The sequence below is a fragment of the Pseudoxanthomonas sp. UC19_8 genome (assembly GCF_042700505.1).
Lineage (GTDB): Bacteria > Pseudomonadota > Gammaproteobacteria > Xanthomonadales > Xanthomonadaceae > Pseudoxanthomonas_A > Pseudoxanthomonas_A winnipegensis.
Genome location: NZ_CP170559.1, coordinates 3238212 through 3251952 on the forward strand (window position 1 = coordinate 3238212; position 13741 = coordinate 3251952).

The window sequence follows — 13741 nt, forward strand, 5'->3', positions numbered from 1 at the left end:
CGTTCAGCCCAGCGCGACGCCCTGCACGCGCTGCAGGGCCAGCTCCAGCGGCTGTGCGCGGCCCAGCAGGAAACCCTGCACCTGCTCGCAGCCGTGGCGCCGCAGCCATTCCAGTTCCTCGGGCCGTTCCACGCCCTCGGCGATCATCTCCAGCCCCAGGCTGTGGCCGAGCATCAGCAGGGACTTGCAGATGCTGGCGTTGCGCGGATCGCGGTCGACGTCGCGCACGAAGGTGCGGTCGAGCTTGATCGAACTCAGCGGCAGGTGGCGCAGGTAGGACATCGAGGAGAAGCCGGTGCCGAAGTCGTCCAGCGAGATGCATACGCCCGCATCGCGCAGGCGCTGCATCGCCGCCATGCCCTGCTCGGGGCGGTGCATCATCACGCTCTCGGTCAGCTCCATGTGCAACGCGTGCGGCGAGATGCCGGCCAGCGCGCAGGCCTGCTCCAGTTCGGACGGCAGATCGGCCTGCAGCACCTGCAGGGTGGACACGTTGACCGCCACCGGCAGGTCGTCGCAGCCCTGGCGCTGCAGCCAGGCCTGGGCCTGGGCGGCGCGGCGCAGGATCCAGTTGCCCAGCGGCACGATCAGGCCGATGTCCTCGCACAGCGGGATGAAGTCGGCCGGCGCGATCTGGGTGCCGTCGCGCTGCGGCCAGCGCACCAGCGCCTCCAGCGCGGCCACGCTGCCGTCGACGGTGCGCACGATCGGCTGGAAATGCAGGTCGAACTCGCCGTGCTCCAGCGCCGTGCGCAGGCGCGCGGCCATGCGCAGGCGTTCGCTGTAGCGCCGCGCCAGCGCGCCGTCGTAGCGGGAGATCTCGAACGCCGAGGAATCCAGCGCGTGCGCGGCCAGCGCGGCGTTGTCGATGATGTTCTCCGCGCGCAGGCCACCGCCCTCGTCGCCCGCCAGGCCGAAGCGCGCCTCCAGGCGCTGCATCGAGCCGTCGCCGTCGCCGACCGGCTCGCGCACCGCCTCGATCGCCGCCTCGATCGCGGCCTGCAGGCGCTCGGCATGCAGCACCGCCAGCACGAAGTCCTCGTCGGGCTGGTGCGCGGCCAGGCCGAACTGCTGGGCCCACAGCTGCAGGCGCGCGGCCAGCGTGCGCAGCACGTCGTCGGCGGTCTGCCGGCCCAGGGCGTCGCGGATCGGCTGCAGCCCGCGCAGCTGCAGGTACAGCACCTGATAACCGGGATGCTGGCCCTGGTCCAGGCGGTCGCTGAGCGTCTGCACGTTGATCAGGCCGGTGGTCTGGTCGTGGCGCGCGCGGTAGGCCAGCTCCTTCTCGTACTCCAGGCGCTCGGAGATGTCCTCGGACAGCACCAGCTTGGCCTCGTGCCCGCCGAAGCGGATGTCGCTGACGTACACGCGCGCCTGCAGGGTCGAGCCGTCCTTGCGCCGGTGCTGGGACACGTGCGCGTCCTCGAATCCCGCGGCCACCCCCTGCACCACGCCACTGCCGCCGGGCAGTCCGGCCGGGCAGATGTCCGACAGGTGCATGGTCAGGAATTCCTCGCGGCCGAAGCCGTACTGCAGCGTCGCGGCCCGGTTGACCTCGAGGAAGCGCCGGGTGCGCGCGTCGTGCACCCAGAACGGCAGCGGGTTGCGATCGAAGATCAGGCGGAACTGGCGCTCGGCATCGCTCAGGCGCGACTGCGCCTCCATGCGTTCGCTGATGTCCACCAGCGTGCCGGTCATGCGCAGGTGACCGCCCGCACCGGCGACCACGCCGCCGCGCGCCACGGCCCAGCGCTCCGCGCCGTCCCGGCTGACCAGGCGGAACTCGCAGGAGAACGCGCCGCGGCTGCGCCAGGCGCTGACGAAGCGGCGCGCCAGCATGCGCCGGTCGCGCACGTGCACGTGCCGGATGAAGGCCCACAGCGAAGGCGGCTCGGCCTGGCCCAGGCCGAACATCTGGCTGACGTCGGCGCCCCAGACCACCTGCCGCCCGCCCTGCTCCATCGCCCAGGCGCCCACCTTGCCGGTGTGCTGGGCCAAGTGCAGGTGCTCGGAATTGCGCTGCAGCTGTTCGAGCATGTGGCGCTGGTCGCGGTCGGCGCGCCGCACCACCCGCAGCAGCACCGCCAGCATCGCCCAGTACAGGACATAGAGCAGCGAGGCGATGGCGACGAAGCGATGCCAGGGCAGCAGCACCTGCTGGGTCGAGAGCCCCGCCCAGATCTGCAGCGGATAGCCGGGCAGCGCGCGCGCAGCCACCACCCGGCGCAGGCCGTCCACCTCGCTGACGCGCTGGGTGACGGCGACCTGCGGCGCCAGCTCGGCAGGCTGCGGCACGGCGATGCGCGTGCCGATGCCCTCGCGCGAGGGCCTGCCGCCCAGGCTGCGCACCAGCAGCTGGTCGTTGGGGCCGACCACGCCGAGTGCGCCATCGCGGCCGGAGTCCAGGCCGTCGATCAGGGCCTGCAGTGCGCGGGTATCCAGCCGCGCCAGTAACCAGCGCGGTCCGCCCTCGCCCTGGACGGTCATCGGCAGGGCCAGCGGCAGCACCGGGCGGCCGTCTTCCAGCCACTGCAGCGGCCCCAGCTGCAGGCGGTCCGAGGGGCCTGCGGTCGCACCGGCCTTCCACTGTGGGAAGCTGGGATCGCCGCGGCCGGGCGTCAGCGCGCGGCCCTGCGCATCGACCATGACGACGCTTTCCAGCTCGTGATGCCGCGAGGCCACACCTTTAATGAGTTGCCCGATCAGCCCCGGCGCCCGGTCCGGCGCGGAGGCCAGCAGCGCGGTGGCGTCGGCGGCGATGCCGCGCATGGCGCGCTCGAGGTTGCGCAGCTCCAGGCCGATCGCGCGTTCGACGCCGACGACCAGGGCCTGGCTCTGGCGCTCGGCGGCCTGCAGGCGGTTCTGGCGATCGCTGATCACCCACCAGCCCAGCCCGATCCCCAGCGCCGCGCCCAGCAGCAGGCCAAACCCGAGCACCGTGCGGGTCTGCACGACCGACTTGACCGGCGATGGGCCTAGAACCGAACGATCCATGTGCACCCGCTGTTGGACGGAGGTCCTGCCACCCCGGGACGGTCATGGGGCCAGCCGCGCCCCCCGAACCCGCGCGGCGACTCGCCCGAAGCATACGCTGCGGCTCCGCCCGCCGACAGCCCGCGCCACAGGACCGGCTCAGGCCCCCGCAGGCCAGCGCCGCATGTCCGCCACGGGCACGTCCATGCGCGCGCAGGCATGGGCGCAGGCGCCGTCCGGCAGGGCGATGCGGAACAGCGGTGCCATGCCGCGCAGGCTGGCGGCAGCCGCCGCCGACTGTGCGTGCCGGGCGGTGTCGAATTCGAGCAGCGTCCGTGCCCAGTCCGGCAGTAGCGCCGCGCCCGCGCCGAGGAACACCGCCCGCGACAGCCCGGCCACCGGCACCGGCAAGCGGACCTGTGCCAGCACGTCCATCACCTCGCGCGAGCGCGCATCGAAGCGCAACTGCGGCCGCATCGCCGCGAAGTAGGCCTCCACCTGCGCCTGCGAGGCCGGCACCTCGCGGGCGCCCAGCGCCTGCGCCACGCGCCGGCCCTCGTCGAAGTAGCGATCCGCCATCTCCGGCGGCACCGGCCGGCAGTAACGCCGATAGCCCTGCAGGAAGCCGTGCGCCTCGGTGACGTGGACCCAGGTCAGCAGGTCGGGATCGTCGGCGGCATAGGGCGTGCCGTCGGCCAGCGTGCCGCGCACGTGCGCATGGATCCCCCGCACCCGGGCGATCAGCCGCTGCGCCTCGGCGGTCGAGGCATAGCTGGTGCCGGCCACGAAGGCCGTGGTGCGGCGCAGGCGGCCGACCAGGTCCTGGCGGAAGTTGGAATGCTCGTAGACCCCGGCCAGCGCGCGCGGGTGCAGCGCCTGCAGCATCAGCGCGGCCAGGCCGCCGGCCAGCATGCCGGGGAAATCGCCATGGATGCGCCAGGTCACGCTGTCCGGGCCGAACAGCCCCGGATCGCCGTGCGGCAGGTCGTAGTCGATCCCCGACTGGCCGCGCGGGAAGGCGCCAAGCACCCAGCGTCGCACCGGCGCGGCGGCGGGGGCGATGAGCGTGCGGAGCAGCGACATGCGCCCATCCTACCGACCACCCGGCGCGGCCTTCGTGGAGGCGCAAACGAAGAAGGCGCCCCGCGGGCGCCTTCCTCCAGGTCCACCACCAGGGCGGCTTCAGCGCGTGATGCGCTGCCAGACCTCGGCGTAGATCGCCCGCGCCTCTTCCAGGCTCAGGCCGCGCGAACGCACCGCCCGGAGTTGGCATAGAGCGCCGAACCGGTGTCCTGGTCGGTATGCGGATGATTGAGATAGACGTCGTAGGCGCTTGAGAGCGCCGGCCAGTACAGCTCGAAGGAGCGGTGCTGCGAGGCGCGCGGCATGTTGACGTAGTGCTGGCGCCAGTAATCGCGTTCCCGGTCGATATCGATCAGGACGGCGCGTCCGTGTTCTGCTTGCTGGGGGTGCATGCGACGTGTCCTTGGCTCGGAAGAATGGCCTCGAACAACAGGGTTGCAGCCCACTTGTAAGTGTTAGGTCGAAGTGACGATGAAATTCTCGTTAAACCACGAGAACACCATTGCAGGCGTCACAGTTCAGAATTGAGATGATTCATAAAATCGCGTTTTGACGCTCGTGAGGCGTAACGCGGGTTTCTCAACGCCGGGCTCAGGCGTGCGCGGGCATCGGATATTGCAGGCGCGTGGTCGCCCGCTGGATGCGATCCATCACCCGGGCGAAGATCCGCCCCGCCAGGCTGGGCTCCAGGCCATGGTCGATCGCCTCGGGCGAGTTGGCGAACAGCACCGCGCCGACTTCCCGCCCCGCGTTGGGATGGTGCAGGTAGACGTGATAGGCCCGGATCAGCAGCGGCCAGCACGCCTCGAAGCCCAGTCCGGCCTGCCGGCACGGCAGCTCGCTGTAATGGCGTTTCCAGAAATCGCGCTCTCGATCGATGTTGACGATGATGCACGCCGCGTCGTCGCGGCGGCCCGGTTCGCTGGCCATGGGGGGCATCCGTGGGGGTGGAGGCGGGTTCGACTTTCGGATGGCCCGGCTTAGGCATGCGTGAAGAATGTCGCAACGCAACATTCACGGCGCTGGCTGCCCGGTTCATCTTCTACCTTCGTCTCACGGAAACTTCGCGGCGCACCGGCCTATGCTGCGCACAAAGGTGGCGGCGCCGGGCCGGCCACCTGTTCAAGGCGAGGATCGAACCATGAGCCAACTCTTCAAGGGCCTGAACCTGCTGCTGGCGGACAACGAGCTGCACCGCAAGCCGCTGGAGGAACAGGCCGCGCACTGGCTGAGCAAGACCGACCGCGGCATCGAACACGAGATCCATCTGCTGGACATCGCCAAGGGCCAGTGGCTGGCCGGTTCGGTGATCGTGTGGCTGGGCGCGTCGCTGACCGCGCTGGCGATCATCGCCGACAACCTGTGGGAACACAGCTACAACCCCAGCTTTCCCAAGATCATCCTGGTGCTGCTGATCTGGGTCGCGATGCTGTTCGTGCTCTGGCTGATCGCGCAGGTCTTCGACCAGAAGGCGGGTCTGTCGCGCTGGGTCAACGCGTTCTCCAGCCGCGAGCCGGTGAGCAACGAAAGCGATTCGGTCGAGCAGGTGCAGGAGGCGCTGGAACTGGCGCGCACCTATCCCGAGGTGCTGGCCTACAAGCAGCGCGTGATCGCGCGCCGACCGCTGCGCCACGAGGACATCCGCATCATGCGCGAGATGGGTCGCCAGCACCGCCACGCCGACCTGGCGCGCGAGCTGGTGGCGCTCGGCAACGACTGAAGTGCGTCACAGGTGCCCGGCGACAAGCCGGGCATCTTGTTTGCGGCGGCCCGTTGCGCGATGGCGCATGGCACGGACACGCCAAGCGGAGGCCAACGGCCGTACCGCGACGGCGCCCTGACGCGCCCGATGCGGTCACCTCCTTCTGACATCCGCGCGTGACAGCATGGGCCATGCTGTCCTGCATCCTGCCCGCCCACGACGAAGCCGCACTGCTGCCGGACACGCTGGCCTGTCTGCAGCGCGCGATCGCCACGTGCGGCGTGGCGGCGGAGATCGTGGTGGTCGACGACGATTCCACCGATGCGACCGCCGCGCTGGCGCTGGCGGCCGGCGTGCGCGTGCTGTCGATCCAGGCGCGCCATATCGCCGCGGCACGCAATGCCGGCGCGGCCGCCGCTCGCGGCGATCGGCTGTGCTTCATCGATGCCGACACACACGTCGACGCCGAGGCGCTGCGCGCGGCGCTGGCGGCGCTTGATGGCGGCGCCGTCGGCGGGGGCGCGCGGGTGCGCCTGCAGCGCCCCGTGGCCTGGCATGCGCGGCTGGGCGAAGCGGTCTTCGGCACGCTGCTGCGCTGGGCGCGGATCGCGCCGGGCTGCTTCCTGTTCTGCACGCGCGCGGCCTTCGAGGCCAGCGGCGGCTTCGACCTGCGTTTGTTCGCCGGTGAGGACGTGGCCATGAGCCGCGCGCTGGCCCGGCAGGGCCGCTTCGTGCTGCTGCGCCAGACGGTGTGGACCTCGGTGCGCAAGCTGCAGACCTTCAGCGCGTGGGAACACCTGCGCCTGGCGCTGGCCCTGGCGCGCCATGGCCGCGGGCTCCTGCACAGCCGCGACCGGCTGGCGTTCTGGTACGGCCCGCGACGGCGCGGCTAGCGCGCGTGGCCGCCACGTGTCGGTGCGTGGCAGCGGCCGACATGAAGCGTGCAGACGCCGGCTTTAGGGATCGCGCGCAGGCGTCCAACAGCGCGGCGCACGGCGTCCGCCGCGTCGGCTCCCTCTGCGCAATGGCACGTGCCGCAATCGCGACCGTTCGCGAATCTGCACGAATTGGCCACGGCTGATCGGAAGCGTGCGCGAGGTCCGGCGTGCGAGCGAACCGAGCGGTTAGAGTTCGCTCCGGGGAATGAACACGGTACATGGAGCGCACGGGGCGATGGGGCGGGCGAGGATCATCGTCGCGGCGACGGGACTGGCGCTGTTGGGCATCGCCGTGCCGATCATCGCCACCCTGGCGATGTCCTGGCATCTGGCCGTGCGCAACGAACAGCAGCGTCTGGACCAGTTCGCCGCGCTGGCGCTGGAGCGCGCGCAGAGCACGATGGACGAGGCGACACAGGTGCTGCACACCATGCAGCGCAGCCGCCTGGTGCCATGTTCGGATGCGCATGTCGCGCAGATGCGGCGGGCGGCGATGGACTCGGCCGCGGTCAAGGAAGTCGGCTTCTTCCAGGGCGGTCTGCTGCGCTGCACGTCGTGGGGGCCGACCAAGGTGCGCGTGCCCGACGACCTGCCCGCCGATGCGGTCGGCCCGGACGGGCTGCGCCTGTACGCGCGCGTGCTGCCGCAGATCAGCGGCGGGCGGCAGATGCTGGTCCTGCATCAGCACAACTACAACGTCCTGATCGACCCGGCGCGCTTCTCCGATCTGGTGCTGGAACCGGATATCGGCCTGCTGGTGCGCAATGCCCAGGGCGTGGTGCTGAGCGAGCGCAACCTCAGCGATGAGGCGCTGTCGCGCGCCATGCGCCAGCGCCGGGACAACGGAAGCGACGCGGCGCATCTGTTCTCGGTGAAGCGGCGCGATGGCTGGATGGTGGTGGTCAGCGCGCCCATGGCACGCGCCGCCGCCGGGCTGCCGCGCCAGCAGGGCATGCTGCTGCCGATCGGCCTGCTCATCGCCGCGGTGGCGGTGGCGATGGTGATCCTGGGCTTCAAGCGTAGGCTCTCGCCCACCGGCGCCCTGACCCGCGCGGTGCAGCGGCAGGAGTTCGTCGCGCACTACCAGCCGATCGTGCGGCTGGCGGACGCGGCCATCGTCGGCGCCGAGGCGCTGGTGCGCTGGCGCCGGCCCGACGGCACCCTGGTGCGTCCGGACCAGTTCATCCCGCTGGCCGAGCAGACCGGGCTGATCGACGCGATCACCGACCAGGTGCTGGCCGCGATCGTGTGCGACCTCGGGCCGCTGCTGGCGGCCCACCCGTGTCTGCACGTGAGCCTCAACCTCAGCGCCGCGGACATGCGCAGCGGCCGGCTGCTGGCGGTGCTGGCGCAGGCGCTGGAAGGCAGCGGCATCGCCCCGCGGCAGCTCTGGCTGGAAGCCACCGAGCGCGGCTTCGTGGACATCGCCGCGGCCCGCCGCACCATCGAGCAGGCGCGCCTGGCGGGCCACCGCGTGGCGATCGACGACTTCGGTACCGGCTACTCCAGCCTGCAATACCTGCAAGGGTTGCCGCTGGACGCGCTGAAGATCGACAAGACCTTCATCGATGCCATCGGCACCGGCGCGGCCACCTCGGCGGTGACCGGGCACATCATCGACATGGCCCGCGAGCTGGGCCTGGACTGCGTGGCCGAGGGCATCGAGACGACCGCGCAGGCCGACTTCCTGAGCGCGCAGGGCGTGGGCTACGGCCAGGGTTGGCTGTTCGGCAAGGCGGTGCCGGCGATGACCTTCATCGAGCTGTACCTGAACCAGCAGGCGGCGCGCGCGGCCGCCGCGGCGCGGGAGAACGAGGCGGGCCCCTGAGCGGCTTCAGGACTCCTCGGCGTCGCCGAGCAGGTAGTGCAGCTGGCGTTCGGGATTTTCCAGGAACGCGCGCGTGACCAGGTAATGCTCGGTCTCGCGATAGCTGACGCGCTGCAGGCCCTGCGGACCGATCTGCACGATCTGCGCATCCGGATAGGCCATCAGGATCGGCGAATGCGTGGCGATGATGAACTGCGCGTTGCGCCGGACCAGCGCATGGATGCGGGCCAGCAGGGCCATCTGCCGGGTGGGCGAGAGCGCGGCCTCCGGCTCGTCCAGTACATAGAGCCCGTTGCCCCTGAAGCGATGCTCGACCAGCGACATGAAGGAGTCGCCATGGGACTGGGCATGCAGCGACTCTCCGCCGTATGCCCTGACGACGTCATCACCCAGCGTGTCGATGTTGCTGGCGACGTTGTAGAAGCTCTCGGCGCGCAGGAAGAAGCCGTCCCTGGCCCGCCTCCCGCTGCGCCCCAGGCGCAGGTAGTCGTGCAGCGTCGAATGCGAGGCGACCGTGCTGAAGTTGAAGTTTCTGGTGCCGCCCTCGGCGTTGAAGCCCCAGGCCACCGCGATCGCCTCCAGCAGCGTGGACTTGCCGCTGCCGTTCTCGCCGACGAGGAAGGTCACCGCGGGGTGGAAGACCAGGCGTTCCTCGGCCAGGCCGCGGATGCCGGGCAGGCTGAAGGGATACCGGTCCATCGGCGGATCCTTCTCGCGCTTGAGCGCGACATCCAGCAGATAGTGCGTGGCATCCCAGGAGGGCATGGGCGATCCTTCGAGGCGGAGACTCCGCCTGCAAGCATGACCCGATCACCTGCGCGAACGCACGCACCGCGATCAGCCGGCCTTGCCACACCCCGACAGCTGCTTGTCGGCGTACCACAGCGCGCGGCGCGACAGGTCGTAGGCCGCGTCGATGGCCTGCGGCAGCTGGTATTGGGCGCGGGCCGGGTCGGCGCCGTGGGCCAGCGCGTTCTCGCTGCGTTCCAGCGCCTGCAGGTTGCTGCGCACGTCGGCCAGCCACTTGTCCTTGCGCGGGTCGTGACACATCAGCGCGCGGCCCTGCAGCGCGTCGAGCTGGGCGCGGATGGCCTTGGTCGCCTCGCCGGTGGGCTGCGGCGCCTTCTCGAACGCGATCGGCGCGGCCTTGTAGGCATCGCCGGTGGCCTCGCTGCCGAGGTCGTCGCGGTTCTGCGCCAGGGCGGGGTTGAAGCGCGTGTCCGGCGGCGGCCGGGCGGTGGGCGAGCTGCGCCCGCTCTTGAACATGTCGGCGATGGCGCGGTTGACCTTCTGCGCGGCGACATCGCCCAGCGTGCCCTTGGACACCCAGTCCTTCTCGAACCGGGTTTCGTTGTACTGCACCGGATTGGGGCGCTCCATCAGCGCCTTGGTCTTGGCCGCGTCGCGGGCGTTGGACAGGCCCGGCGGGCTGCCCTGCGGCGGGCCCGGCTCGGCGACGACGCCGGGCGGCAGCTTGGCCCGCCCGTCGCGGTCGTACACCGCGCGGGCGACCTCGCCCTGATCGGCCGGCGCGGTGACCCGGGGCGTAGCCAGCGGCGGCGGAATGGTGGCCGGCGGGCGCTGGTGGGCGGCGACCGGCGGCGGTGGGCGTGAAGGCGCGGCGGGCGTCGCCTCGGCGGCGGCGCGCGGCGGCTCGGCGAACGATGCGGCCGGGCGTGCGGGCGCGGCGGCCTGTGGCCGGGCGATGAATTCCAGCCGCAGCCGCTGCTCCTGGCTGCGCGCCGGGGCCAGTCGCGCCATCGGCGCCTGCAGCAGGACCAGGGCGATGAGGGCCATGATCGCCAGGCTCAGGAGCGCCGCGGGGACGCGCAGGCGCGACTCGTCCCATTCCATGTGTGCTACTGCCGCCAAGTGTCCCCGCCATTGCGCAAATCAAGCGCGGCATTGTGCGCAAGCGTCCGCACCGAATTGATGGCATTGCGTTACGCGCCTTCACGGCATGCGCCCGGCATTCAGCAAGGCCAGGGCGCTGTGATGTTGCGGTGCCGCTCGCCAGGTCCGTCGGGCCCTGCCAGCATCGCCGCATGAGAACGGTTACAGCGAGTGCGATCATGGGGATGCGCGGGCGGACGGGCGCGGCGCTGCGCCGGGGCGTGCTGATGGGCTGGTTGTGCATCGCCCTGCCGGCGATGGCCGCCGACGGACTGCCGCCGCGCAGCCAGTGGAAGGCCAGCAGCTCGGCCACCGAGGCCCCTGCCCTGGCCTCGGCGCATGCCTTCGATGGCGACCCGGCCACGCGCTGGGGCGGGCCGTTCTCGCCCGGCCACTGGCTGCAGCTGGATCTGGGCGCGGCCGCCGACCTCGGCGGGGTGCGCATCCAGTGGGACGTCAGCCACGCCAACGCCTATCAGCTGCAGGCCTCCGACGATGGCCAGGCCTGGCGCACCATCTACGCCACCACCGACAGCCCGGGCCGCACCGAGTACGTGCTGTTCCCGGCGGTGCGCACGCGCTACCTGCGCCTGGCCGCGCCGGCGCGCACGGCGGACTGGGGCGTGGGCATCTTCGAATTCCAGCCGCTCACCGTGGCGCAGGCGCCGCGCATCGCCGGCCTGGCCGGCACGGGCGACCCGGCGGCCCTTTGGAGCCGTGGCCCGGCCCGCGCGCTGGGCCGTCAGCAGGGCGGCTACGGGCTGGAGGTGCGCTTCCCGCAGCCGCAGGACGTGGCCGGGCTGCAGGTCGACTGGGGCACGACCCCGGCCAGTGTGGCGCTGGAAGGCCGCGCTGCCTCGGGCCGGTGGGCGCCGCTGGCGCAGGAGCCGCACGCCTTCGGCGCGTCCTCCTACCTGGCCGGCGATGCGCCGCGCACGGTCAGCGCGCTGCGTCTGCTCGCCCACGCCGGCACCGCGCCCAGCGTGACCCGCGTGCGCGTGCTCGGCCCCCGAGGCGGTGATGACGCCGATGAAGCGCTACCAGCTGGCCGCCGCCGGGCCGGAGGCGGCGCTGTTCCCGTCCTCGCTGCAGATGAAGCAGGTGTACTGGACGGTGGTGGGGGTGCCGGCCGGGCGGCAGAAGGCGGTGTTCGACGAGTACGGCAACCTGGAGGCGTTCAAGGGCGCGCCGCTGGTGCAGCCGGTCTGGCGCGACGCCGGCGGCAAGGCGGCCGCGGCCACGGTGGACACGCCGATCCGGCACGCCCTGCGCGAGGGCTGGATGCCGATGCCGCAGGCGCAGTGGACCGCCCAGCCCGGACTGGAGCTCACCAGCCAGGCCATTGCCCTGGAGCACGACGGCGCGCCGGTGGTGCTGGTGCGCCATCGCCTGCGCAACACCGGCACGACCGCGGTGGACGGCACGCTCTCGCTGCTGACCCGGCCGCTGCAGGTCAGCCCGCCCTGGCAGAACGGCGGCCTGTCGCCGATCCGCGATATCGCCGTCGAGACCGGCCGGGGCGGCGCCGGCGTGCGCGTCAACGGACGGCTGCTGTTCCAGAGCGCGAGCGCGCCCGACCTGCATGGCGTGGCCGCGTTCGGCGCGCATGGCGAAAACGAGATCACCCGCTTCGCCGCGGCCGGCACCGCGCCGCAGGCGCAGCAGGCCAGCGACCCGCAGGGACTGGCCGCCGGCCTGCTCGGCTGGCGCGTGCACCTGGCGCCGGGCGCGCAGCGCGACATCGTGCTGGCCTTCGCGCTGGGCGACGAGGTGATCGACGCCAAGGCGGTCGAGGCCGCGCACTGGCCGGCCGCGCCGGCGCTGGACGTGCAGGCCCTGCTGGGCAATGGCGATGCCGGGGCGCGGTTCGACGCCCTGGCCGATGCGCAGGCGGCGCAGTGGCAGCAGCGGCTGGGCCGGATCGGCCTGTCCCTGCCCGATCCCTCGCTGGTGGACATGCTGCGCGCGCAGGCCGCGTACATGCTGCTCAACCAGAGCGGCCCGGCGATGCAGCCGGGCCCGCGCAACTACAACCGCTCCTTCATCCGCGATGGCTCGGCCACCGCCGCGGTGCTGCTGCGCATGGGCATGGCCGACACCGCGCGCGACTACCTGCACTGGTACAGCACCCACGCGGTGCACGACAACGGCCTGGTCTCGCCGATCCTCAACGACGACGGCAGCGTCAACACCGGCTTCGGCTCGGACCTGGAGTACGACGCCCAGGGCCAGTACCTGTGGCTGGTGGCCGAGGTCGCGCGCCTGGACGGCGGCGCGCAGACCGTGCGCGAATACCAGCCGCAGGTGAAGCGCGCGCTGAAGTTCCTCCAGCAACTGCGCGAGCGCACGCTGGTGCCGGGCTACCAGGCCGATCGTCCGGCGCCGGAGCGCTTCGCCGGCATCCTCGCGCCGTCGATCAGCCACGAGGGCTATTCGGTGCCTACGCACAGCTACTGGGACGACTACTGGGCGCTGCGCGGCTGGCACGACGGCGCCTGGCTGGCCGAACAATGGGGCGACACCGCCACGGCGCAGTGGGCGCGCGCGCAGTACACGCTGCTGCGCGATGCACTGGCCGCCTCGATCCGCGCCACCATGCGCTGGAAGGGCATCGACACGATTCCTGCCGATGCCGACCAGGGCGGCTCCGACCCGACCAGCGTGTCGATCGCGCTCGATCCCACCGGCGCGCAGGACGTGCTGCCGGCCGACGCGCTGGAGCGCACCTTAGATGCCTACCTGGCGCAGGTGCGCCAGCGCGACGCCCCCGATGCGCTGTACGCCTACACCCCTTACGAGATGCGCAACGTGCTGACCTTCGTCCACCTGGACCGGCCGGCCGATGCGCAGTTCATGCTCGAGCACGTGGTGCGCGACCGCCGGCCGACGGCGTGGCAGGAACTGGCCGAGGTCGTGTACTCGGACAAGCGCCACGCCATCTATCTGGGCGACATGCCGCACACCTGGATCGGCGCCGAGTACGCGCGCAGCGTGTTCGGCATGCTGATGTTCGAGGGCGACCGCGCGCTGTCGCTGCTGCCCGGCACGCCGCCGTCCTGGGTCGCCGGCCCCGGCCTGAAGGTCGACGGCCTGCCCACCGCCTACGGCACGCTGGCCATGCAGGCCCGGCAGGAAGGCCAGCGGCTGACGATCACGCTGGGCAAGGGGCTCAGGGCCGACAGCGCGCTCAAGGTCTACTGGCCCAACCGCCAGCGGCCGCGCAGCGTCACCGTCGATGGCCGCGCCGTGCGCGACTTCGATGCGCAGGGCGTCGCGCTGACGCGGCCGTTCTCCACCCTGGTGGCGCAGTGGTGAGACCGGCGC

The 13741-nt window shown here is 71.7% G+C and carries 10 protein-coding genes and 1 pseudogene; 5 read left to right on the forward strand and 6 right to left on the reverse strand.

Going from position 1 to position 13741, the window contains the following annotated elements; translation table 11 throughout:
• Positions 1 to 3: 3 nt before the first annotated feature.
• The 4 genes from ACFJIT_RS14370 to ACFJIT_RS14385 form a co-directional block, all read right to left on the reverse strand.
• Positions 4 to 2994: an EAL domain-containing protein gene (locus ACFJIT_RS14370; RefSeq protein ID WP_379653999.1), complete on the reverse strand. Its 2991-nt coding sequence runs from the start codon at positions 2992 to 2994 to the stop codon at positions 4 to 6.
• Positions 2995 to 3132: 138 nt separating this feature from the next.
• Entirely contained in the window at positions 3133 to 4056 is a 924-nt protein-coding gene (locus ACFJIT_RS14375; protein ID WP_130523831.1) for an oxygenase MpaB family protein, read from the reverse strand.
• A gap of 155 nt (positions 4057 to 4211) precedes the next feature.
• A complete protein-coding gene (locus tag ACFJIT_RS14380; RefSeq protein WP_379654000.1) occupies positions 4212 to 4448 on the reverse strand; it encodes a hypothetical protein in 237 nt (78 codons plus the stop codon).
• A 199-nt stretch (positions 4449 to 4647) separates the two neighbouring features.
• Positions 4648 to 4986 (reverse strand): hypothetical protein, encoded by a 339-nt coding sequence (locus ACFJIT_RS14385; RefSeq protein WP_130530405.1) that lies wholly within the window; start codon positions 4984 to 4986, stop codon positions 4648 to 4650.
• Between the two features lie 211 nt (positions 4987 to 5197).
• Between ACFJIT_RS14385 and ACFJIT_RS14390 the strand changes: the two genes are divergently transcribed.
• The 3 genes from ACFJIT_RS14390 (at position 5198) to ACFJIT_RS14400 (ending at position 8524) form a co-directional block, all read left to right on the forward strand.
• Positions 5198 to 5776, forward strand: a complete 579-nt coding sequence (locus ACFJIT_RS14390) for a hypothetical protein (protein WP_130515013.1) — start codon at positions 5198 to 5200, stop codon at positions 5774 to 5776.
• A 173-nt stretch (positions 5777 to 5949) separates the two neighbouring features.
• On the forward strand, positions 5950 to 6651 hold the full coding sequence (locus ACFJIT_RS14395; RefSeq protein WP_379654001.1) for a glycosyltransferase: 702 nt from the start codon (positions 5950 to 5952) through the stop codon (positions 6649 to 6651).
• Positions 6652 to 6931: 280 nt separating this feature from the next.
• On the forward strand, positions 6932 to 8524 hold the full coding sequence (locus ACFJIT_RS14400; protein WP_379654002.1) for an EAL domain-containing protein: 1593 nt from the start codon (positions 6932 to 6934) through the stop codon (positions 8522 to 8524).
• A gap of 6 nt (positions 8525 to 8530) precedes the next feature.
• Here the strand turns inward: ACFJIT_RS14400 and ACFJIT_RS14405 are convergent, their stop codons facing one another.
• Both ACFJIT_RS14405 and ACFJIT_RS14410 read right to left on the reverse strand, forming a co-directional pair.
• The gene (locus ACFJIT_RS14405; RefSeq protein ID WP_379654003.1) at positions 8531 to 9289 is read right to left on the reverse strand and encodes an AAA family ATPase; all 759 of its coding nucleotides are present in this window, start codon (positions 9287 to 9289) and stop codon (positions 8531 to 8533) included.
• A 72-nt stretch (positions 9290 to 9361) separates the two neighbouring features.
• Positions 9362 to 10378, reverse strand: a complete 1017-nt coding sequence (locus ACFJIT_RS14410) for a hypothetical protein (protein ID WP_379654004.1) — start codon at positions 10376 to 10378, stop codon at positions 9362 to 9364.
• A 296-nt stretch (positions 10379 to 10674) separates the two neighbouring features.
• On the opposite strand from ACFJIT_RS14410, the pseudogene ACFJIT_RS14415 reads away from it, so the two are divergent.
• Positions 10675 to 10983 (forward strand): annotated as a pseudogene (locus ACFJIT_RS14415) (discoidin domain-containing protein); the annotation flags it as partial.
• A gap of 454 nt (positions 10984 to 11437) precedes the next feature.
• The gene (locus tag ACFJIT_RS14420; protein WP_379654005.1) at positions 11438 to 13732 is read left to right on the forward strand and encodes a hypothetical protein; all 2295 of its coding nucleotides are present in this window, start codon (positions 11438 to 11440) and stop codon (positions 13730 to 13732) included.
• Positions 13733 to 13741: the final 9 nt, after the last annotated feature.